The 21,238-nt window shown below is 61.3% G+C and carries 15 protein-coding genes, 2 tRNA genes and 2 pseudogenes; 6 read left to right on the top strand and 13 right to left on the bottom strand.

Going from position 1 to position 21,238, the window contains the following annotated elements; genetic code table 11:
* Positions 1-237: 237 nt before the first annotated feature.
* Together NE850_RS20540 and NE850_RS20545 are read left to right on the top strand one after the other, a co-directional pair.
* On the top strand, positions 238-1,968 hold the full coding sequence (locus tag NE850_RS20540) for a methyl-accepting chemotaxis protein (RefSeq protein WP_310699376.1): 1,731 nt from the start codon (positions 238-240) through the stop codon (positions 1,966-1,968).
* A 78-nt stretch (positions 1,969-2,046) separates the two neighbouring features.
* Positions 2,047-2,796, top strand: a pseudogene (locus NE850_RS20545) (transposase); the annotation flags it as partial.
* 15 nt (positions 2,797-2,811) lie between these two features.
* On the opposite strand, the pseudogene NE850_RS20550 reads toward NE850_RS20545, so the two are convergent.
* The 8 genes and pseudogenes from NE850_RS20550 to tig all read right to left on the bottom strand — a co-directional run.
* Positions 2,812-3,223: pseudogene (locus NE850_RS20550) on the bottom strand (NAD-dependent dehydratase); the annotation flags it as partial.
* 698 nt (positions 3,224-3,921) lie between these two features.
* Complete coding sequence (locus tag NE850_RS20555) at positions 3,922-5,265, bottom strand: phage integrase central domain-containing protein (RefSeq protein ID WP_310699351.1); 1,344 nt, start codon at positions 5,263-5,265, stop codon at positions 3,922-3,924.
* Between the two features lie 205 nt (positions 5,266-5,470).
* Positions 5,471-5,546, bottom strand: a tRNA-Val gene (locus NE850_RS20560).
* A gap of 72 nt (positions 5,547-5,618) precedes the next feature.
* The gene (locus NE850_RS20565) at positions 5,619-5,891 is read right to left on the bottom strand and encodes an HU family DNA-binding protein (RefSeq protein ID WP_007182007.1); all 273 of its coding nucleotides are present in this window, start codon (positions 5,889-5,891) and stop codon (positions 5,619-5,621) included.
* 339 nt (positions 5,892-6,230) lie between these two features.
* A complete protein-coding gene (gene lon / locus NE850_RS20570; RefSeq protein WP_007182008.1) occupies positions 6,231-8,654 on the bottom strand; it encodes an endopeptidase La in 2,424 nt (807 codons plus the stop codon).
* A gap of 203 nt (positions 8,655-8,857) precedes the next feature.
* Complete coding sequence (clpX, locus tag NE850_RS20575) at positions 8,858-10,129, bottom strand: ATP-dependent Clp protease ATP-binding subunit ClpX (RefSeq protein ID WP_007182009.1); 1,272 nt, start codon at positions 10,127-10,129, stop codon at positions 8,858-8,860.
* 182 nt (positions 10,130-10,311) lie between these two features.
* A complete protein-coding gene (clpP, locus tag NE850_RS20580; protein ID WP_007182010.1) occupies positions 10,312-10,965 on the bottom strand; it encodes an ATP-dependent Clp endopeptidase proteolytic subunit ClpP in 654 nt (217 codons plus the stop codon).
* A gap of 189 nt (positions 10,966-11,154) precedes the next feature.
* A complete protein-coding gene (gene tig, locus NE850_RS20585) occupies positions 11,155-12,501 on the bottom strand; it encodes a trigger factor (RefSeq protein WP_310699352.1) in 1,347 nt (448 codons plus the stop codon).
* 560 nt (positions 12,502-13,061) lie between these two features.
* On the opposite strand from tig, the gene NE850_RS20590 reads away from it, so the two are divergent.
* On the top strand, positions 13,062-14,207 hold the full coding sequence (locus NE850_RS20590) for a glycerate kinase (protein WP_007182012.1): 1,146 nt from the start codon (positions 13,062-13,064) through the stop codon (positions 14,205-14,207).
* Positions 14,208-14,269: 62 nt separating this feature from the next.
* On the top strand, positions 14,270-14,719 hold the full coding sequence (locus tag NE850_RS20595) for a MarR family winged helix-turn-helix transcriptional regulator (RefSeq protein WP_007182013.1): 450 nt from the start codon (positions 14,270-14,272) through the stop codon (positions 14,717-14,719).
* A 27-nt stretch (positions 14,720-14,746) separates the two neighbouring features.
* Here the strand turns inward: NE850_RS20595 and NE850_RS20600 are convergent, their stop codons facing one another.
* Together NE850_RS20600 and NE850_RS39520 are read right to left on the bottom strand one after the other, a co-directional pair.
* Entirely contained in the window at positions 14,747-16,210 is a 1,464-nt protein-coding gene (locus tag NE850_RS20600) for a DUF3999 domain-containing protein (RefSeq protein WP_310699353.1), read from the bottom strand.
* Complete coding sequence (locus tag NE850_RS39520; protein WP_035518141.1) at positions 16,207-16,392, bottom strand: hypothetical protein; 186 nt, start codon at positions 16,390-16,392, stop codon at positions 16,207-16,209. Before NE850_RS39520 ends, NE850_RS20600 begins: the two co-directional genes overlap by 4 nt.
* Before the next feature lie 307 nt (positions 16,393-16,699).
* Between NE850_RS39520 and NE850_RS20610 the strand changes: the two genes are divergently transcribed.
* The gene (locus tag NE850_RS20610; RefSeq protein WP_007182015.1) at positions 16,700-16,987 is read left to right on the top strand and encodes a hypothetical protein; all 288 of its coding nucleotides are present in this window, start codon (positions 16,700-16,702) and stop codon (positions 16,985-16,987) included.
* A gap of 89 nt (positions 16,988-17,076) precedes the next feature.
* On the opposite strand, the gene NE850_RS20615 is transcribed toward NE850_RS20610, so the two are convergent.
* A tRNA-Leu gene (locus NE850_RS20615) sits at positions 17,077-17,163 on the bottom strand.
* A gap of 220 nt (positions 17,164-17,383) precedes the next feature.
* On the opposite strand from NE850_RS20615, the gene NE850_RS20620 reads away from it, so the two are divergent.
* Positions 17,384-18,208: a squalene/phytoene synthase family protein gene (locus NE850_RS20620; RefSeq protein ID WP_035518143.1), complete on the top strand. Its 825-nt coding sequence runs from the start codon at positions 17,384-17,386 to the stop codon at positions 18,206-18,208.
* A gap of 82 nt (positions 18,209-18,290) precedes the next feature.
* On the opposite strand, the gene NE850_RS20625 is transcribed toward NE850_RS20620, so the two are convergent.
* Positions 18,291-19,496 carry a DUF1501 domain-containing protein gene (locus NE850_RS20625; RefSeq protein ID WP_007182017.1) on the bottom strand — a complete coding sequence of 402 codons (1,206 nt, stop codon included), beginning with the start codon at positions 19,494-19,496 and terminating at the stop codon, positions 18,291-18,293.
* Positions 19,497-19,588: 92 nt separating this feature from the next.
* Positions 19,589-21,223, bottom strand: a complete 1,635-nt coding sequence (locus NE850_RS20630) for a DUF1800 family protein (RefSeq protein WP_232064253.1) — start codon at positions 21,221-21,223, stop codon at positions 19,589-19,591.
* Positions 21,224-21,238 lie beyond the last annotated feature (15 nt).

A 21,238-nucleotide genomic window follows, 5' to 3' on the forward strand; every position in this document is an offset into this window, starting at 1 on the left:
TGACAGCTACGTAGACGTCTCTATTGACACATGTCTAGACTATTGATTAATTTACTCCCCCCGGAGGAGCACTGGAATGCAGGCCTTCACATAAAGACGATTCAAGCATTCGCTCAGGTGACTCTCATGGTTGCCGTTGAGGGGATTGGACTGAAGAACGTCGTCGGCTTCGGTGAGGTTCGCCTGGCATCGACGCACCACCGCTTCGATATCGGTGTGATACAAAGAGAGACAAACATGTTTTCGACGATTAAAGGTCGCCTTGGCATCGCCATGGCCCTTCTGGGTCTGTTGTTGATCGCGATCGGCGGACTGGGACTCTGGGGAATGAGCCTCGGCAATGACACAACCCGCGGCCTTTTCATGGACCAGATGCCCAGCGCGATTGCGGCCGGCAACGCGGAAATGTTCGCCGCCCAGGAGCGGCTCAGCTTCGATCGTGCAGCCTTACTTATCGCCAAGCCCGGCGCGGAAATGGCCATTAGACGCGGCGCGTTGATGCGCACGCAGGCCGACAAGGAGTGGGCGAGCTACGCTGCGCTGCCCCATGGTCCGGCAGAACACCAATTGGCGAAGTCCTTCGAAGCCAAACGACTTGAGCTACAAAAGCTCATGGACAACGGTTACGCCAGCATCAGGGCGAACGATGCGGACAAGGTCGTAGCCATCGCAGAAGCCATGCAGGTTGCATTCAACGAGCTGGCCGCACTTGGCGAAGCACTTCACAAGTATCAATTCGATTCCGCAAAGAGCGCCTACGAGATTTCGCAGGAAGGATACGGTGTATTCCGCGTCATCAGCATTGTCTCGATCCTGTTCGGGCTGGCGGCCGCTGTGCTCTCGTGGTTCTCGCTGCGCCGTTCGATCGGGCGCCCGCTCGACGAAGCGCTTACCCAGTTCGAAGCAATCGCCGCTGGCGACCTTCACAGCGAGTTGACCGTCACGTCGCATGACGAGATGGGACAACTGCTCGCGGGGCTGGCGAGGATGCAGGCAAGTCTGGTCACCACCGTGCGCACGGTGCGTTCGGGCAGCGAGTCCATTGCATCCGGAATAAAGCAGATAGCAGCGGGTAATGCCGACCTGTCATCGCGGACAGAGGAGCAGGCATCAGCGCTGCAGGAGACAGCGGCGAGCATGGACGAACTGACGGGCACGGTGATGCAAAACGCGGAAAACGCCCATCAGGCAAGCTCGCTGGCGGCCCATGCCTCAGATATCGCGAACAAGGGCAGCACGGTCATGTCGCAAGTGGTCGTAACCATGGGCGATATCAACCAAAGTTCAACACAGATCGCCGACATCATCACGATCATCGAAGGCATCGCTTTCCAGACCAACATCCTGGCGCTGAACGCCGCGGTGGAAGCCGCACGCGCCGGAGAACAAGGGCGAGGTTTCGCAGTCGTGGCGGCGGAGGTTCGCAGCCTCGCGCAACGCTCGTCTGCAGCGGCAAAGGAAATCAAGGAATTGATCCAGACGTCGGTCACGCGCGTCCAGACAGGTACCACACTGGTAAGCGACGCCGGCCGCACCATGTCGGAAATCATCGGCGCTGTACAGCGTGTCACGGACATCATGGGTGAAATAGCGGCAGCATCGAAGGAACAGAGCAGCGGCATTGAACAGGTGGCACGCGCGGTCACGCAATTGGACAAAGTGACCCAGCAAAACGCGGCACTGGTGGAAGAAGCGGCGGCTGCGGCACAATCGCTCGAGGACCAGGCCGGAGCATTGACGACAGCGGTGTCGGTGTTCCGGTTGAACGACGGGGAGGTGTGCGACATCCGAACGGCGAAGGCGCCGCGTAGCATGGAACCAACACACACGATGATGCATCGTGCGTTGGCCGCTTCGAAGAAGCAGGCAAGCGCTACGGCCGCAGTTGAGCCTGCACGGCTTCAAACGCTCACGCCGATCAGTGACAAGCGTAGGCCGATTGCATCGGTTGGGGCCGCTGATTGGTGAGGCTGACCTGGAAAACTGGACCATGCAGAAATGGAAAAATCCGGCATGATTCAGGAACTGTGACCTGGAGGTCATGCCGTGAAGAAGAGCAGTTGTACCGACGAGCAGATTGCATACGCGCTGAAGCCGGCCGAGCTGGGTACACCGGTAGCGGGGGTATGTCGAAAAATGGGCATCAGCGATGTGACCTTTTACAACTGGCGTACGAAGTTCGGCGTGTTGTCGCCGTCGGAAGTCAGGCGCATGAAGCATGCTCGATGAAGAGAACGCGAAGCTCAAGATGCTTGTAGCTGACCTGTCGCTGGACAAGGCGATGTTGCAGGATGTGCTGGCAAAAAAAGCCTGAAGCCTTCCCGGCTGCGTGAACTCGCAACGGATCTGATGCAACGCTTTGGCGCGAGCCAACGGCAGGCCTGTCGGGTACTGAAGCTGTCCCGCTCTGTGTATAGCTATCAGTCCGTGGCAAGCGATTCAAGCGCACTCGGCATACGCATCAGGGAGATCACGCAGACTCGTGCGCACTAGGGCTACCGTCGCGTGCACGTGATGCTGCGCCGGGAAGGCTGGCGCGATAACCACAAAAGGGTCTACCGGCTGTATCGCGAGCAGGGCCTGTCGTTGCGGCACAAGCGGCCCCGGCGAAACAAGTCAGCAAGATTGCGACAGCCAAAGCAGACAGTCCCCACCGTCAACGAAATCTGGAGCATGGACTTTGTCGCAGGAGCGTTGTTTGACGGTCGGCGTTTGCGCACGCTCACGATCGTCGACAACTACACGCGTGAGTGTCTGGCTATCAATGTCCGGGCATCGCTCAGGGGCGAAACCGTCGCGCGCTGCAGCCTAGGAGAGCCGGTCTTCCTTTCTCCTGCTCGTAGTAGAAGTTTTCGACTGGCTGGCGGCCCTGTGATTCGCGAAACGGCGTATGGGGAACGGCGCCGGATGCATAGGCTTCGAACAGGCCAAGGTAATGCTTCACCCCCGTCACCAGCACCGCATGTTCGAGCTTCGATGTCCGGCCGAGAGAATCGAGGAAGTTGCGAACCGTTGCTCAGTTGACGCGGATGTTCTCCTCCTCGCTCTTCTGTCGACCACGCGGTAAAGAACACATGGTTGACGTTGATATTCGCCGTAGAGGCCGCGACAAATTCGGGGCGGTGAGGTCCGCGACGACCGGCTGGGATCCCGGTGCGCCGGCAGTACGCCCACGCGACAACCCATGGACGACCCAGCCGGTCGACAGCAGACGTTCCGTCAAGCCTCACTCTGGGGATCGCGGTCATCGCCCTGCATTTGACCCGTTTGCTAAAGGAATGTGCCTTTTGCGCCTTTCATGCGGAAACCATCTGTACGATTCAGCCATCCGGACGACGGTTTGCTCTGCGGCTGGCTCTGCGACAACGACTGATCCGTTGCGCTTAAGCACCACTGGAAAATGATGCCGCAGTTGGCACCATCGTGAAATTACCACCGTTCAGAACGCGCTAAGCCAGTCGGCCACCACCCTGCGCCACCGATCAAGCCATTGAACTTATAGTACATTAATTAGTACATCAAGCGCGGATTCATACCATTTTTTCATTTATAATCAATACATTAAATCATTCATTAGAGTCCTCTCCTGGGCTTCGAACAATTGTTCAAAAAAGTCCAAAGGAGTCCAAACGAACAAATTGATCAATAGCGCGCGATGAAGTCTTGGTCCACTACCGCTTATCTCCGAACAACCCAATCTGGGCATAGGCAAGTACATTCAAAAGTACATCGAAAGTTCGAGGTCGGAAATGTACTACCTGCACTGCCAATCATTCGCGACCCGAAGACCTCCGTCTCTCTGAATTTCACTGCCGACGGCCGAACTCGATAGACCGCGGCCTCTATATGCGGCAGCAGGCTCGCTAGAGGTCGGCGAAGACGCGGCCGACCTCCAACAAAGTTTCCACCATGAGCGGCAATTCAGCATGCAGTCGTGGAGTGCTGGGATTCGGCACCGGCCGTTGGTATGTCGACGGACAAGGTTCTCTGCGGCGCCGGTATATGCGGCCATGCACGATCGCCCCGACCTTCGCCGCTTGCCAACCGGTCCAAATAGTCAGCCCAGTCCTGGCTCATCTTTCGTCGCTGCTCGAAGAATTGGGCTCGATCATATGCGTCTCCAAGCTCTTCATCGCTGCCATGCGCTAGTTGCCGCTCAACGACCTCCTTGTCGTATCCCAGGCGCTCACGAATAAGGGTCCGGCCGGTAGCCCGAAAACCATGTCCAGTCATTTCATGGCCCGAATAGCCGATAGTCCTCAGGGCCGCATTGATTGTCCCGTCCGACATCGGCAACCCCGCCTTGCGGCTGGGAAACACATAGCCTTCCGGGCCGGTCAGTGGATGCAGGTCTCTCAGTATTGCCACCGCCTGGCGCGACAGTGGTACCAAATGCGGTGGCCCACTATGCTTACGCGCCAACTTCCCCTTCATCATTGCCGCCGGGCAGATCCACAGCGCCCTGTCGAGGTCGAACTGCTCCCATCGGGCGGTTCTTATCTGGCCTGGTCTCTGAAAAACCAGCGGCACGAACTGCAAGGCCGCCCGGACGATCGGGGTGCCCTTGTAGGAGAGGATTGCCCTCATCAACTGGCCCAGTGATTCTGGGTCAATGATGGCGGCGTAATGCTGCACCGGTGGCGTTCTGACGCCGCCCACCTTGGGGTCGATTGCCGGATTTTCGGACGATTTGATAAGCCCGTTCTCGACAGCATGCCGAAAGACGCAATTGCAGGTCTCCCTCACCCTTCGCGCCGTGTCGAGGACGCCGCGATTGCGCGCACGATGGATCACCTGCTCGACATATTCCGGCGTAGTGATCTCGGCAATTGGCCGCCTGCCGAGCCAAGGATAGACATTTTTGGCAAGCCGTCGTTCGATCTTGTCGAGATAGTCTTCGGACCAGTGCGCCTTCTGCTCGGCGATCCATGCCTTGGCGACAGCTTCGAAGGTGGCCTCTGCGTTGAACCTTGCGCGCCGCTTGTCTTCGCGTCGCTTCCGCATGGGATCAACGCCCCGACGCAACAACTCCCGTGCGGCTGCATGCGCAGCACGCGCTTCCTTCTCCGAGACTTCGGGCCAGCTGCCGAAGGCCATGGTCTTGGCTTTTCCCGCAAAATCATAATTCCAGCGCCAGAGTTTGGCGCCGTCCGGCTTGACCAAGACATAGAGTCGGCCGCCGTCCGACAAGGTGTAAGGCTTGACGGCCGGCTTCGCGTTGACAATCTCGAGCCGGGTGAGCTGGTGGAGAGGAGATCGAGCCATCGTTGTATACCGTGTCTGGAGCTGAGAACGGATACAACATACTCCGGAAAATACAACGATAAAAGTACGGGTTCTAATAGCCGACCGTGGACGTTTCTGGACTGTCCGCAGGCAACAAAAAACCCGCGAAGCCAGTAGCGACGCGGGTTTCAGAGACTGCACACAACTTGTTCAGACTATCTTGGACAACTATGAATCACGAAACTGGTGGGTGCTGAGAGGCTCGAACTCCCGACCTACGCCTTGTAAGGGCGCCGCTCTACCAACTGAGCTAAGCACCCGTTTCATGATTCAGCCTGCTCCGGCTCCGCTGCCTGATTCTACCAATCGATATTCCTCAAGCAGCAAGCCCATTAGTTTAGCGCATCCTTCAGAGCTTTGCCAGGCCTAAATTTGGGAACCTTGGCCGCCTTGATCTTGATGGCGGCACCGGTGCGCGGATTGCGCCCGGTGCGCGCGGTACGCTTGCCCACCGCGAACGTGCCGAAACCGACCAACGTCACCGAACCGCCCTGCTTCAACGTGCCTTTGACACCACCGATCACAGCGTCGAGTGCACGGCCTGCCGCTGCCTTCGAAATGTCGGCTTGCTGTGCAATGTGATCGATCAATTCCGTCTTGTTCATTCCAACCCCCGAGAATGTTTATGGCAATCGTGACGGCGCTCTGTAGCGCCTGGCATCACACGGCCGGCGGGCAACGCCGGGCGCACCCATTAGAATTGGCCGAAACCCTTGTGTCAAGCGGGGTTGAGCCTGAGTCGGGCGGTTTTGGAGGGGGCTTCCTATAACCGGATGTTGCTGTATATCGGTGTGCATGCAACCAATCGGCGCACGCGCTGCGGCTTTGCTCAATAGGTGGGAAACGTGTCTCGCGGACGCTTTGCGGAGATCGAGCGGACAAGAAAAAACCCGCGGCCGTGGACCGCGGGTTCTGTGCAGCAAACAGCTTCGTTGCTGACCGTCTTAGTGCTTCACCACCTCTGTTGCTGCGGCGTCTTTGCCCGGCTCCGCTGCAACCGGCGCGGCGGGCTTCGGCTCTTCATCCGGCAACGCCGACGGCACACGTTCGAGCGCCAGTTCGAGCACCTTGTCGACCCAGCGGACCGGCACGATTTCGATCGCGTTCTTCACGTTGTCCGGAATCTCCGTCAAGTCCTTGACGTTTTCTTCCGGAATCAGCACCAGCTTGATACCACCGCGATGCGCCGCCAACAGTTTTTCCTTCAAGCCGCCGATCGGCAGAACTTCGCCACGCAACGTGATTTCGCCCGTCATCGCGACATCGGCGCGCACCGGAATTCCGGTCAACACCGACACCAGCGCGGTCGTCATCGCGATACCGGCAGACGGACCGTCTTTCGGCGTCGCGCCTTCCGGCACGTGGATGTGAATGTCCTGCTTCTCGAACGCTTCGTCCTTGATGCCGAGACGACGCGAGCGCGAACGGACCACCGAACGTGCTGCCTCGACCGATTCCTTCATCACGTCGCCGAGCGAACCCGTACGGATCACATTGCCCTTACCCGGCATCACCGCGGCTTCGATGGTCAGCAGATCGCCGCCCACTTCCGTCCACGCGAGACCCGTGACCTGGCCCACCTGATTTTCCTTCGCGGCCAGACCGAAGTCGTACTTGCGCACGCCGAGGAACGTGTCGAGGTTGCTGCCGTCGACCTTCACCGCGCCTTCCGCCTTCTTCAGCAGAAGCATCTTCACGACCTTGCGGCAGATCTTCGAAATTTCACGCTCGAGCGAACGCACGCCGGCTTCGCGCGTGTAGTAACGAATGATGTCGCGGATCGCGGTTTCCGTCACATCGACCTCACCATCCTTGAGGCCGTTGTTCTTCTTCTGCTTGGGCAAAAGATAACGTTGCGCGATGCTGACCTTCTCGTCTTCCGTGTAACCCGACAGACGGATCACTTCCATCCGGTCGAGCAACGGCGGCGGAATATTCAGCGAGTTCGACGTCGCCACGAACATCACGTCCGACAGATCGAAGTCGACTTCGACGTAGTGATCGGCGAACGTATGGTTCTGTTCCGGATCGAGCACTTCCAGCAGAGCCGACGACGGATCGCCGCGGAAATCCTGACCCATCTTGTCGACTTCGTCGAGCAGGAAGAGCGGATTGCGCACGCCGACCTTGGTCAGGCTTTGCAGAATCTTGCCGGGCATCGAACCGATGTACGTACGACGGTGACCGCGAATCTCGGCTTCGTCGCGCACGCCGCCGAGCGCCATACGCACGAACTTGCGGTTCGTGGCGCGCGCGATCGACTGACCCAGCGACGTCTTACCGACACCCGGAGGCCCAACGAGGCACAGGATCGGCGCTTTGACCTTGTCGACACGTTGCTGGACCGCGAGATACTCGAGAATGCGTTCCTTCACTTTCTCAAGACCGAAGTGGTCTTCGTCGAGCACGCGTTCCGCATTCGAGAGGTCGTTGTTGACCTTGCTCTTCTTGCGCCACGGCAAGCCGATCAGCGTGTCGATGTAGTTGCGCACGACGGTCGCTTCAGCCGACATCGGCGACATCAGCTTGAGCTTTTTCAGCTCGGCGTCGGCCTTCTTCTTGGCTTCCTTCGGCATGCGGGCAGCGGTGATGCGCTTCTCGAGTTCTTCGAGATCCGCACCCTCTTCGCCCTCGCCGAGCTCCTTCTGGATCGCCTTGACCTGTTCGTTCAGGTAGTACTCGCGCTGGCTCTTCTCCATCTGGCGTTTCACACGCCCACGGATGCGCTTTTCGACCTGCAGGATGTCGATCTCGGCTTCGAGTTGCGCGAGCAGATGCTCGAGCCGCTCAATGACCGGGAACATTTCGAGGATGTGCTGCTTCTGGTCGAGCTTGAGCGGCAGATGCGCCGCGATCGTGTCGGCCAGACGCCCGGCCTCGTCGATACCCGACAGCGACGTCAGGATCTCCGGCGGGATCTTCTTGTTCAGCTTCACATACTGGTCGAACTGCGACACGATCGCGCGGCGCAGCGCTTCGGTTTCAGCGCTGTCGGCGTGGTCGGGTTCGAGCGGCATGACTTCGCACGAGAACTGCGTTTCCTGTTCTTCGATGGAAAGCGTTTTCGCGCGCTGCAAGCCTTCGACGAGCACCTTGACGGTGCCGTCAGGCAGCTTCAGCATTTGCAGGATGTTAGCGACGCACCCTACTTCGTACATGTCCTTTTCGGTCGGCTCATCTTTCGCAGCCGTTTTCTGGGCGACGAGCATGATGTGCTTGCCGCCTTCCATCGCTGCTTCGAGAGCCTTGATCGACTTCGGGCGGCCTACGAAGAGCGGAATCACCATGTGCGGGAAAACGACTACGTCACGCAGCGGGAGCAGCGGGAGCGTAATGCGTTCCGGCGGAAGGAGTTGGGTTCCTGACATTTCATTTCCCCATGAGTGGAATCAGTTCGTTCGATAGGTGAGGCCAGCAGAAAAGATTGCAAGCCTCCGCGTGTGGGAAAAGTTCAGTGACTCCGAAGGTTCAGTGACTCCATAGTGAAAACAACCATCCTGACCACACGATAAACGAAAAAAGCCGTTCACGTTGCCATGAACGGCTTTTTTTGCAAGAACCCGAAAGCCGATCAGTTCGAACCCGCGACCTTGGGCGCGTCTTCGTAGATCAGTAGCGGTTTGCCGTCGCCGTCAATAACGTTGTCGTCGATGATGACCTTGCTAACGCCTTTCATCTGCGGCAGGTCGTACATCACATCAAGCAACGCCTGTTCCAGGATGGAGCGCAAACCACGAGCACCCGTCTTGCGACGAATTGCCTTACGCGCGACAGCCTGCAACGCGGCCGGGCGAATTTCGAGCTCGACGCGCTCCATATTGAACAGCTTGTGGTACTGCTTCACCAGCGCATTCTTCGGTTCGACGAGAATTTTCATCAACGCGACTTCGTCGAGCTTGCCGAGCGTGGCCACCACCGGCAGACGGCCGATCAGTTCGGGAATCAGGCCGAACTTGATCAGATCTTCCGGCTCCACTTCGCGCAGCACTTCGCCGGCGTCGCGGTCCTGCTTGCTCTTCACGCTTGCGCCAAAGCCAATACCGGTCTTCTCGGTACGATCGACGATGACCTTTTCGAGGCCGTCGAACGCGCCACCGCAAATGAACAGAATGTTGGTGGTGTCGACCTGGATGAAGTCCTGATTCGGGTGCTTACGACCACCCTGGGGCGGCACCGACGCCATCGTACCCTCGACCAGCTTGAGCAACGCCTGTTGCACGCCCTCACCCGAAACGTCACGAGTGATAGACGGGTTGTCGGACTTGCGGCTGATCTTGTCGATTTCGTCGATGTAGACAATGCCGCGTTGGGCCTTGTCGACTTCATAATTGCAGTTTTGCAGCAGCTTCTGAATGATGTTCTCGACGTCTTCGCCGACGTAGCCGGCTTCCGTCAGCGTGGTTGCGTCGGCAATCACGAACGGGACGTTCAGAAGACGCGCGAGCGTTTGCGCGAGCAACGTCTTGCCGGAACCGGTCGGGCCGATCAGCAGGATGTTGCTCTTGGACAGCTCGATCTCGTCCTTCTTGTCGAGATGCTTCAGGCGCTTGTAGTGGTTGTACACCGCCACCGCGAGAATTTTCTTCGCGCGTTCCTGACCGATCACATACTGGTCGAGGATTTCACGGATTTCCTGCGGACTCGGCAGATCGGACTTGGACAAGCCCGCCTCAATGCCCGCACCTGCAGCCTCATCGCGGATGATTTCGTTGCACAGGTCGATACATTCATCGCAGATGAACACCGACGGGCCGGCAATCAGTTTTTTAACTTCATGCTGGCTCTTACCGCAAAACGAGCAATACAACAGCTTTTCGCTGTTAGAACCTTTCTTGTCCGCCATAGATGTGTGAGCCTCCGGACACTCAATAACATGATACGCCGTTTGCCCCCGCCTCGCAGTTTGGGCGCGGCAGGGGCTGAGCCAAGGTGACGGCGTTTGCCGCAGGCGCTCGGACGAGTCTTGATTGTTTCACAATCGATCTGCTGACGGCTCGCCCCAATTCGGGGCAAGGCCGCACCAGATCAAGGACGCTTATGCGCCACCTGGTCAACCAGACCGTAAGCTTGCGCGTCGTCGCCGGACATGAAATTGTCGCGGTCGGTGTCGCGAGCGATACGCTCGACCGGTTGGCCGGTGTGATGCGCGAGCAGATGATTCAGCCGTTCCTTCAAATACAGGATTTCGCGCGCCTGAATTTCGATGTCCGACGCCTGACCACGCGCGCCGCCAAGCGGCTGGTGAATCATCACCCGCGAGTTCGGCAGAGCAAAACGCTTGCCCTTCGCGCCGGCTGCCAGCAAGAACGCGCCCATGCTGGCCGCGAGGCCCATGCACAGCGTGGAGACGTCTGGCTTGATGAACTGCATCGTATCGTAAATCGCCATGCCGGCGGACACCGAACCGCCCGGGCTGTTGATGTAGAAGCTGATGTCCTTGTCCGGGTTCTCGCTTTCGAGGAACAGCATCTGCGCGACAACGAGATTGGCCGTCTGGTCGTTCACTTCTCCGACCAGGAACACAATGCGTTCCTTCAGCAAACGCGAATAAATGTCATACGAGCGCTCACCCCGGCCGCTCGTTTCCACGACGATCGGCACCAGTCCGAGCGCCTGCGCTTCGAGATCCCGCGACGACTGGGAGGTCAACGTGTCCAGCATTTGAGCGCGAAAGGTCATGCAATGGATCCTTGTCTGAAATATTCTGAATATTACATGCTAGACAGGTGTGGTCGACGGCCCCTTATTCAAGTGCGCGACCAATGCGACGTGTGCGCGACACCATGCACTACGCGACACACTTTCACAGCACAAAAAAACGGCGTGCGGGCCGTCGCTCCGACAGCCGGCACGCCGTTGCAGCGACGCTTACGCTTGCGCCGTTGCGCTTGCCAGTTCTTCGAAGCTTACTTCCTTGTCCGTCACCTTGGCCTTGCTGAGCACGAATTCGACGACGTTGGCTTCAACCACGTACGCTTCCATTTCGGCAAGGCGTTGCTGATTGGAATAATACCAGCGGACGACTTCCTTCGGGTCTTCATAGCTTTTCGCGAATTCGTCCACTTCGGCACGAATCTGCTCCGGCTTCGCCTGCAGTTCATTGGCCTTCACCAGTTCGGCCAGCACGAGGCCCAGCTTCACACGGCGCTCAGCCTGTTCCTTGAACATGGCAGCCGGGATCGGTGCGTCTTTGGCGTTCGGCACGCCGCGTTGCTCCAGATCCTGACGCGCCATCGCAACGAGGCGTTCCTGGTCCTGTTCGATCAGTGCGTTCGGCACGTCCAGTTCGGAAATCTTCAGGAGCGCGTCCATCACCTGGTTCTTGACGATGGCTTGCGTGCGGCGCTTTGCTTCGCGTTCGAGATTGTCTTTGATCTCAGCGCGCATCTTGGTCAGGTCACCGTCTTCGATGCCGAGCGACTTCGCGAATTCAGCGTCGATTTCCGGCAGGTGCGGCCACTCGATCTTCTTCATCGTGATCGTGAATTGCGCGGTCTTGCCGGCGACTTCCTTGCCGTGATAGTCCTCGGGGAATGCCAGATCGAATTCCTTCGACTCGCCGACCTTCAAGCCCGTGGCCGCCTTCTCGAATTCCGGCAGCATACGGCCTTCGCCCAGCACGAACGCGAAGTCGTCCGCGCTGCCACCCTGGAACACTTCACCTTCGATCTTGCCGACGAAGTCGACCGTCACGCGATCGCCTTCTTTCGCTGCCGTGTCGCCGCCGCCGTCACCGTGCTCGCCGGCTTCGCCGCGAGCGTGGAAGTGCACGCGCTGCTTGCGCAGGATGTCCAGCGTGCGGTCGATTTCCGCTTCGCTGATGGTGGTCGTGGTGCGCTCGATTTCTGCGGTGGCGACGTCGCCCAGCTTCACTTCCGGATACACCTCGAACGTCGCGTCGAACGCGTAGTCGCCTTCAACGGCGTCGGTCTTCGGCGCGAAGCTCGGCTGACCGGCGACGCGCAGGTTTTCGGCGCGGCTGATGTCGAAGAATTCCTTGCCGACCTTGTCGCTCAGCACTTCTGCTTCCACCTGGCCCGAATACTGTTGCGTCACCATCTTGAGCGGCACCTTGCCCGGGCGGAAACCCGGCATGCGCACGTTCTTCGCGAGTTGACGGATACGCGAGTCCACTTCCTTCTGCACGGCGTCCTTCGGCAGGGAAATCGTGACGCGGCGTTCGAGCTTGCCGAGGTTTTCAACAACGTTAGCCATGGCTTCAATCGTCCTAAAATTATTCGAGCGAATCAGTTATCTTCTCCGTGCCGCTTTCCGATGTTGCGCGATGTCGCGATCACGTCTTTAGCATCGATTGCGCGCCTGCGCCGCGGGCTTGCAGGCCGCCGGCAGCACGGTTGGGTCCAAAGAGCCAAATATTTTAGCAAACTATTTGCGCGGCTAGCCGGGATTCGATGAATGCGCGCGTTTTTCTCAGGGTTTTGATCGGATTCCAGGCGCTTTCCGAGCTGTTTCGGCGCCGTTTCCGCCCTTCTCCGGCGCAATCGCGGCCATGCCGCTTACGAGATTGCGCCGCCCGCTTACGCATACAGTCCGAATGCTTTGCGGCCGTTTCACCGCGGTCATCCGGCGGTCATCCGGCGCCAGCAGGCGCATGCGCCACGCGGGAACGCGCCGCCGCCGGCCATGCCCGCTATGCCATTCGACATATTCAGTCGGCGCGCCCATGCTGATAAGCTAATGGACGCGCTCGGGGCTGCGCCCGCATCCCGTCGTTTCACCGGCCCTCGCAACGACTCCAACCATTCAGAGACACCATGCCGAATTCGCCGTCCTCGCCCGTCGTCGTCATCGCTCCAGATTCCTTCAAAGGCTCGCTTAGCGCGGAACAGGTCGCCCAGGCGGTCGCAGCGGGCATCCTGCGCGCCCGTCCCGATGCGAGCGTGCGCATCTGCCCGATGGCCGACGGCGGCGAAGGCACGCTCCACGCCATGCTCACGAGCGGCGGCGAACGCCGCAAGCTGAGCGTGCGCGGCGCGGCGGGTCCGGTGCGCGAAGCGCTCACCGGGCTCCTTGCCGACGGCAGCGCGATCATCGAAACGGCGGAGATCGTCGGCATTACGGACCCGGTGGGAATGGGCGTACCCGTCGAGGCGCGCAGCACACGCGGCATGGGCGAAGCGATTCGCACGCTGATGGACGCCGGCGTGCGGCGCTTTTTCGTCGCGCTCGGCGGCAGCAGCACGAACGACGGCGGCGCGGGCCTGCTCGCTGGCCTCGGCCTCAAGCTGTTCGACGCGCAGGACAAGGAACTCGACGCCACGCCTGAACAACTCGCGCGTCTCGCGCGGGTAGACGTGTCGCAACTCGACGCGCGCCTTGCGGACACGCAGTTCGTCGGCATGTCGGACGTGGACAACCCGCTCACCGGCGATCACGGCGCAACCGCGGTGTTCGGCCCGCAAAAGGGCGTGAAACCTGAGCAGCTTGCCTCAATCGACGCGGCGCTCGCCCGCTTTGCCGATCTGCTCGAGCCGGCGCTCGGCCGCACCGCGCGTGACCAACCCGGCGCGGGCGCGGCCGGCGGCCTCGGTTTCGCGCTGCATATGCTCGGCGCGCAGTTCGAACCGGGTGCGGAAACCGTCGCGCGGCAAATCGGTCTGGACGCCGCGCTCGAAGGCGCGGATTGGCTGATCACCGGCGAAGGCCGTTCGGACGTGCAAACGCTGCATGGCAAGGCGCCCTTCATCGCCTGCCGCCACGCGCAGGCAGCGGGCGTGCCGGCCACGCTGCTCTCGGGCGCGGTCGACTCCGCCGCCTTGCCGCGCCTTGCCGAACATTTCAGCGGTTGCTTCTCGCCGGCGCCCGGGCCGATCACGCTCGAAGTCGCGATTCGCGACGCGGCGCGCCTGCTGGCGGACGAAGCCGAACAGTTGACGCGCCTGAAGTACGGCACGCGTTGACCGGCGGAACGGTTGCGGCAACAATCACAGCGCCGCGACCGCTCACTCACTACGGGAAGACCATGAAGGCACCCAAAGCCGGGCTCGAACAATTCCTCACGTACCGTCTGCATGTTCTCAACAAACTCGCCGAGCGCGGCATCAGCGAACGCTATCAGGACAAGCTCGGCGTGACCTTGCCCGAGGCAAGGGTGATTGCGTCGGTGGGATCGTTCGGGCCGTTCTCGATCATGGAACTGGCAAAGCATGCCAATCTCGACAAAAGCCAGGCAAGCCGCGCCGCCGAAGCGTTGATCAGGCAAGGGCTCGTGAAGCGCGAGGCAAGCGCCGAAGACGGCCGCGTCGTGCTGGTCTCTCTCACTGCGGAGGGCCGCGCGTTGTATCGCAAGGTCATGCCGATCGCGCGCAAGTGGAACGGCGACATGTTCGACTGTCTCGACGAACAGGAGCAATTGGCCTTCGGCCACGCGCTCGACAAGATCATCGGCACGATGACGGCGCGCGAGGAGTGACCTGCGCGCCGTATGCGGGCGCTGGGCTCAGCTGTTGCCGCCGCCTTGCCCGTTAGCGTCGCCCGCACCGGGATGGGGGGTCGCCGCGCTCGCTGCCGCAGCCCCTGCAGCGCCGCCCGGCACGCCATCTGATGCAATGCCCGCCGGACGCTGGATACGATGCGCGAGCCGCCACGCAATCGCCCCGAGCGACCCGACAGCCAGCAGCAGCGCCGCCCACAGCCAATACCGGCGCGTTGCATCCTGGCCGTGACTCGCAGCCTGCGCACTTGCTGCCTGCGCGGGCGACAGCGCGTCACCCAGCCGCGCCGTCGCGGCCACCGCTGAAGCGCCCATCAGCAGATTGTCGCGGCTCACCGCCGCCGACGCTGTCGCCGCGTTCCCCACCGCTAAAGTGAACGGCGCGGCGCCGTGTACGACGAAAGTCAGCATCGCAGGACGCCAGCCCGCGGCAAGGGTCAAGGTTCCGGTGCCAAGTCCGCCATTGCGCGTGTCGACCACCACGCGCCACTGACGGTCCGTGTCGGGCGTCAATTCGACCAAAGGATTGCTCTGCTCAACCGCGCCGTTGTGCAGCCGGAACAGCATCGCGCCCACCACTTCGCGCCACGGCGCCTCCAGCCCCGTACGCGAATAGACGACGGCCGGCGCCACGGTATTCGGCTGAGGCAGATTCAGCCGCAACCGGTCGACGGGATACGCGCCGCCGGTGTTGAAGAAATACTCGCCCGGTTTCAGCCCCGCGTGCGCGACGATACCTTCGCGCCACATCCGGTCCGTGCGCTGGGTCGGCCCGGCGGCAACGACCTGCATCTCCATGTCCAGCGAATCGACATACGGCGCGCCGTCGAGCCAGCGCAAACGCAGATAACGCGCACGCATGCCGTCCAGTTCGATCCGGTCCTGACTCAACGTGCTGCCGTTGTAGCTGACCTTGAGGACTTGCGCGTCGCCCGCAGGTTGCCAGTGACGCAAATCGTCGCTCGCCTCGACGCTCACGCGCCCCTGGTAGTTGTCGTCACGCAGGTGCACGAGCAATGCACTGACGCGACTCGTTTGCGACACCTTGCCGATATCGATCAGGTCCGTGTCGTGTTGCGCGCGGGCCGGCGGCGCCGAGGTCGCGGATAACGAACCGTCGCCGGCGATCGTTACGCCGGGCGGCGCACCGGCACTTTTGGCGGCCGCGGGCGGCAACGGAAACCAGTGCACCGGACGCAGCGTGGGCGGTGTGCGAGCGGGCTCGCGCGGCACGTCGAGCGAGTACGGCAGCGATTCGCCCGCACCGTTGAGAATGCGCACGTCGCCGAGATCGCCGCGCTGGCTCGCCGCATAGACGGCCGCCGGCAACGTCACGCTGTAATACGCGGCGCCCTCGTCGAGTTGAAGCGCAAAACGCTGTGCGAAATCATCAGCCGCGACCGCCGACGCGCAAGTCCACGCCGCCACGATCGCACAACACCAGCCCGTCAGTGTAAAGACACGCTTCATTGCTCAGTTTCCAGGACTAAAGCCTTGGGCGGCAACGGTGGAAGTGGCCGATCAGCAGCTACATCAACCCGATGCCGATAAACGATACGACCCACTCGATCCCAAGTCACGTGGGAGAGATCGAACAGGAACTGCTTGACCACGCTCGCCGCCAGCAGCGCGGCGCCGACGAACCGGAACATTTAGCTCGCCCGGCGCGTCGCTCATCAGGTTGTTCATCATCATGCCGGGCGCGCACGCTGTCCAGAATACCGATATTGAGCCGACATTGAGCCCGCACGAGCACGGAGTGACATCGTATCGAGTTCATACGCGACGCCGGCCCAATGATGCCGCGTGCGCAGCAGCATTGCATTCAGTTAGAAGATCCGGTCGCGGCGGCCGGTGGCCTGGTGCCGGCAGGCGCTCACGACAAGCCGCCAACCATGTCAAAATTCGGCACCGGCCATCGTGCCTTCAATCGCCCACATTTCATCCAAGGAAGTTGCAGTGGACATCAACAAACAGGTCGCGGCTCTCACCGCTTCGGAACTCCAGACGGCTGGCGCGAGCCAGGCCACGGCGATCGCGGTGAGCGTACTGCTGCGCCATCTGCGCTCGCCTGAGCTGGCGAAGCTGTTGTCGTCGGCGTTCGAAAACCACCAGGCGGTCATGCTGCAAACGCCGTGGCCCGATCAGATGCTGCAGGCGTTCGAATCGACCCGTCGTTTTCTCGAAGGCGCCGCTCAAGCGGACCTGCCTGGCACGCAAGCGCCCTCGCAGACGCCGGACGCCTGAGCGCGGCCGGACCGCGTGGCCGGCAAGGCCGAAAAAGCAAAAAACCCCGTCAGGCCAAAGACTTGACGGGGTTCTTCACTACGAATAGATGGTGCGAGGGAGGGGACTCGAACCCCTACACCCTTGCGGGCGTCAGGACCTAAACCTGGTGCGTCTACCAATTTCGCCACCCTCGCAGCCGGGCAATACGCAATGCGTCCGCCCGTTGTCCTGCATACTGTCAGCCGCGCCGCAAACACGCGCCCGAAAGCGTAAGCGCGAGATTCTAACCGATTGATTCGCGCTTGTCTGCACCTGCCTGGCATCTGTCGAAGCGACGCCGATGCTACAATTTTTGGCTTGATGCACGCACGACGTGCTCCCTCTTCGCCTGCCCTTCCCCACATTCCCAATCCCGTGAATTTCGAAGAATATTGCCAGCAGAAAGCGGCGCCGCCCGGATCGAGTACTTACTATGCGCTTCGGCAGGCGCCTGCCGCCAGCCAGCCGCTGTTGACCGCGCTGTTCGCGCTGCGCCGGGAGTTCGAGGAAACGGTCAAGGAGACCAGCGATCCGACCATTGGCCGGACGAAACTCGCGTGGTGGCAAAACGAAATCGCCGCGCTGGCGTCGGACTCGCCGTCGCATCCGGTGTCCAAGGCGCTGGCGGCGTATCTGCCCGACGTGAAGGACGAGTATCCGGCACTGCAGACGTTGCTCGCCGGTTTCGAAATGGACCTCGACCAGGCCCGTTACCTCGACTACCCGAATCTGCGGCGCTACGTGCAGGGCGTGGGCGGCACTTTCGCGTCGCTGGTCGCGCGCGCCACGGCGAAAGATGCCGCGCAGGCGTCGATCTGGTCCGCGCCGCTCGGCGAGGCGCTGATGCTTGCGCAATTCGTGGTCGAAACGGGCCATGACGCGCGCCACGGCCGCATCTATATTCCGATCGACGAAATGCAGCGCTTCAATGTGACCGCCGCGGATCTGATCAATCGAAAATACACCGAGGCATTCACCGAACTGATGCGCTTCGAGACGAAGCGCGCACGCGACGCGTTGCAAAGCGCACTCGGCGCCGTGCCCGGCAGCGAGCGCCGTACGCAGCGCACGCTCGTCGCGCAGGCCGCGTTGGCGTCGGCGCTGCTCGATGAAATCGAACGCGACGGCTATCACGTTCTGCATCAACGCATCGCGTTGACGCCGATTCGCAAACTTTGGATCGCGTGGCGAGCAAAGTGACCGGACGGGCCGTCCACGTCACGCCAGTCGCGTTCGGCGGGTGTCGTCAAGCTCGTTGTTAAAGGCATAGCCAGGCGTGCCGTTAAACGCGTAGCAACGGCAGCGGTTCGAACCGCTGCTGCAGAATCGCCGTCGCGTCGAGTCCCCACCAAGGCCCAAGCACCGTCGCGTAAAGCTGGCGGAAATCGACGCCCACCGGCAAGTTGCCATTGCCGTCGAGCCGCGCCAGCACCGGCGGCACGCCATACAGCCCGCCGCGCACGCGCCCGCCCATGACGAAATGCGGCGCCACGGTGCCGTGATCGGTACCATTGCTCTGGTTCTCACGCGGACGCCGGCCGAACTCGGCATAGGTCATCACCAGCGTATCGTCCCAGCGGCCGAGTTCGACGAGCGCCGACTTCATCGACGCCATGCCTTCGGCCAGTTGTCTGAGCAGCACCGCCTGCTGCCCCGGCTGATTCTGATGCGTGTCGAATCCGTTCAGCGTCAGGCGGATCACCGCAACGCCGTGACCGTTCTTCGGCGCATCACCGGCCGCGAGCACCTGCATCGCCGCTTTGATCGATCTGCCGAAGGCCTCGCCCGGAAACACGGTTTTCAGCTGAGCCTGGCCTTGCGTGGGACGCAGCCGGTCTGCGGCTTTCACAATGTCGTTTTCCACGTCGAGAATATGCGCCAGCTCGGGATTGCGTTCGTGCAGCGATACCGGCGTGGCGAGCCGCGAAGCGGCTACGAACTGCGCCGGATTGACCAGCGCGATCGCCCGCGCGCCGTTCGCGAGCGGCCCCATCTCGGCGCTGCCGATCACCACGCCGTCGGCGGCAAATCCGGCGGGAACCGGTGCCTGCGCGAACGCGCGCGTGAGCCATCCTTCGCGCAGATACTGGTCCGAACGCGACGCGGTATCCCAGATCTCGATCGAACGGAAATGCGACAGGTTCGGTTGCGTATAGCTCACGCCCTGCACGATCGCCAGTTGACGGTCGCGCCACAGCGGCATTAGCGCCTGCAAGGACGGATGCAGCGCCGTGCGCTCGTCGAGTTGAATCGCCTGCTCGCGTTTGATGCCGATGTTCTTGCGCAACTGATAGTACGCAGGATCGGCAAACGGAATCACGGTATTCAAACCGTCGTTGCCACCCTTCAGTTCGATGAGGATCAGCAGGTTGTCGTAGCCCGGCGCCGAAGACGTGCCCGGCGCCGCTGCCTGCGCGCCGAATACGCGCGGCAGCCAAAGTGTGGCGCTCGAAGCCGCGCACATCGAAAGAAAGCTGCGTCGTTTCATGCTGCACCTCGTTCGATCGTCACGGCGCGAGTCGTGTCGCCGTCGACAGGCAAGTTCATTTCCGCCGTTCGGCGCGAGCTTATTTCAGTCGCTCACTTCAGTTGATAAGCCGGATCCATCAGCAACGCTTCCAGATAGTCGCCCGCGGTCGAATCGGTTTCGATCGCGTCCACCGGCGCGAGCGGCAGGACCGCATGCTGCAACTGCAACTCGGCCGACAATCCGGGCCTCGCCGTGGGCGCGGTGTTGTAGTGCGCGAGCCATGTACCGATGTCGAAGCGTACGCCACCTTTGCCGCCTTGACCTGCACGGGCCATTGCGCGTTGCAGCGACGCGCCCGTCTGCATGTCGGGCGACGTGCCCCTTGCGGCGATCCTCGCGTTCGCCGGATTCGCCATGCGCCGCGGGCCGGCAGCCTCGGTCGCGCGGAACAGCTGTTCGACGAATTGCTTGCGGGCGAGCAGCGTGGAACTGTTGATCCATGCCGTACCGCGGGGCCATCCTTTGACGTTCGGCGGATAGAACAGGTTCTCGCCGAGCGTGCGGATTTGCGAGGCGAACGGCGCAGTGTTGTCGTAGCCGATATCGAACGCGCGCAGCGTGCCGACCACGAACTCAGCCGGCGACTTCACGAGGACGCCGCGATTGCCGTCGTCCCAGAATGCGTCGCTCAGAAAGATGCCGCGCAACGCGACCTTGATATCGTAGCGGCTCGCGCGGAACCTCGCCGCGATCGGCGCGATGCTCGACGGGTCCGGCGTATCCGAGACGAATTCGCGCCACAATCCGCTGGTCACGAAGGTGGCGGTTTCGGGCCGCGCGAGCAGGATATCGAGCACCTGATCGCCGTCGAACGGCCCGCTCTCGCCAAGCACAGTCTTCTCGCCGTCGTCATGCTGGTTGGCCCGCCACACGTAGGCCTGCGTGTCGGGGTCGAGACTCCATCCGGTGTATGCACGCGCGGCCTCCGCCACATCACGCTGGGTGTAATGCCCTTCGCCAAGCGTGAACAGCTCCATCACCTCACGGGCGAAATTTTCGTTGGGCTTGCCCTTGCGATTGCTCGCGCCATCGAGGTATTGCAGCATGGCGGGATCTTTCGCGATGTCGTGCAGGAGCTCGCCGAAGTTGCCGAGCGCGTCCCGGCGCAGCAGCAAGTTCTGCTGCGCCATCTGCTGCGGATACGGCACCTTGTCCTGGCCCGACGTGAAATGGTTATGCCAGAACAGCGTCATGCGCTCGGTGAGCGGTGACTGCGTAACCAGCATCTCGCGCACCCACCACGCGCGTAATGAGTCGTAGCGCTGTCCGCGCAATCGCCCCGCTTCGCGACGCTGAGCGTCGGTCCACGCCTTGCGCGTTTCGCGTGTCGGAACCGGTTCGAGAACCCAGTCGGGTAGCGGCGTGGCCGCCTCGGTGCGCGTACTCGCGAGCACTTTGTCGACGGCCTGCTCCCGCGTGAGTCCGGTGTATTGCGCGAGCTCGGCGCTATCCGGCGCGAAGCCGATGCGTGTCAGGAAGAAGCGCGCATCATCTGCATCGAGAATGCTTTGTTCGCGTTCTGAAGCCGTGCTTCCGTCAGCAATCGGCGCAGGGTGTCTGCGGTGCTGGACATGAAGTGCGCCCGACTGCATCGCGGCGGCCGGCGGACCGATCGTCACGACCGCCAAAGCGGCGGCCAATACTGCGAACCGACGGCGGCAATTACCACGTATGAGCAATCTCATCATCGGTCATCCGGA

Origin of the sequence: Paraburkholderia sp. USG1 (assembly GCF_031570135.1) — a bacterium.
Lineage (GTDB): Bacteria > Pseudomonadota > Gammaproteobacteria > Burkholderiales > Burkholderiaceae > Paraburkholderia > Paraburkholderia dioscoreae.

What these genes read in the sequence shown, in the direction of transcription:
- NE850_RS20625 (WP_007182017.1), bottom strand. Translation starts at nt 19,496, where the DNA reads ATGAAACGACGCAGCTTTCTTTCGATGTGCGCGGCTTCGAGCGCCACA.
- NE850_RS39520 (WP_035518141.1), bottom strand. Translation starts at nt 16,392, where the DNA reads ATGTTCCGGTTCGTCGGCGCCGCGCTGCTGGCGGCGAGCGTGGTCAAG.
- lon (WP_007182008.1), bottom strand. Translation starts at nt 8,654, where the DNA reads ATGTCAGGAACCCAACTCCTTCCGCCGGAACGCATTACGCTCCCGCTG.
- NE850_RS20600 (WP_310699353.1), bottom strand. Translation starts at nt 16,210, where the DNA reads ATGAAGCGTGTCTTTACACTGACGGGCTGGTGTTGTGCGATCGTGGCG.
- tig (WP_310699352.1), bottom strand. Translation starts at nt 12,501, where the DNA reads ATGGCTAACGTTGTTGAAAACCTCGGCAAGCTCGAACGCCGCGTCACG.
- NE850_RS20565 (WP_007182007.1), bottom strand. Translation starts at nt 5,891, where the DNA reads ATGAACAAGACGGAATTGATCGATCACATTGCACAGCAAGCCGACATT.
- clpP (WP_007182010.1), bottom strand. Translation starts at nt 10,965, where the DNA reads ATGACCTTTCGCGCTCAAATGCTGGACACGTTGACCTCCCAGTCGTCG.
- NE850_RS20555 (WP_310699351.1), bottom strand. Translation starts at nt 5,265, where the DNA reads ATGGCTCGATCTCCTCTCCACCAGCTCACCCGGCTCGAGATTGTCAAC.
- NE850_RS20540 (WP_310699376.1), top strand. Translation starts at nt 238, where the DNA reads ATGTTTTCGACGATTAAAGGTCGCCTTGGCATCGCCATGGCCCTTCTG.
- NE850_RS20630 (WP_232064253.1), bottom strand. Translation starts at nt 21,223, where the DNA reads ATGAGATTGCTCATACGTGGTAATTGCCGCCGTCGGTTCGCAGTATTG.
- NE850_RS20595 (WP_007182013.1), top strand. Translation starts at nt 14,270, where the DNA reads ATGAAGGCACCCAAAGCCGGGCTCGAACAATTCCTCACGTACCGTCTG.
- clpX (WP_007182009.1), bottom strand. Translation starts at nt 10,129, where the DNA reads ATGGCGGACAAGAAAGGTTCTAACAGCGAAAAGCTGTTGTATTGCTCG.
- NE850_RS20590 (WP_007182012.1), top strand. Translation starts at nt 13,062, where the DNA reads ATGCCGAATTCGCCGTCCTCGCCCGTCGTCGTCATCGCTCCAGATTCC.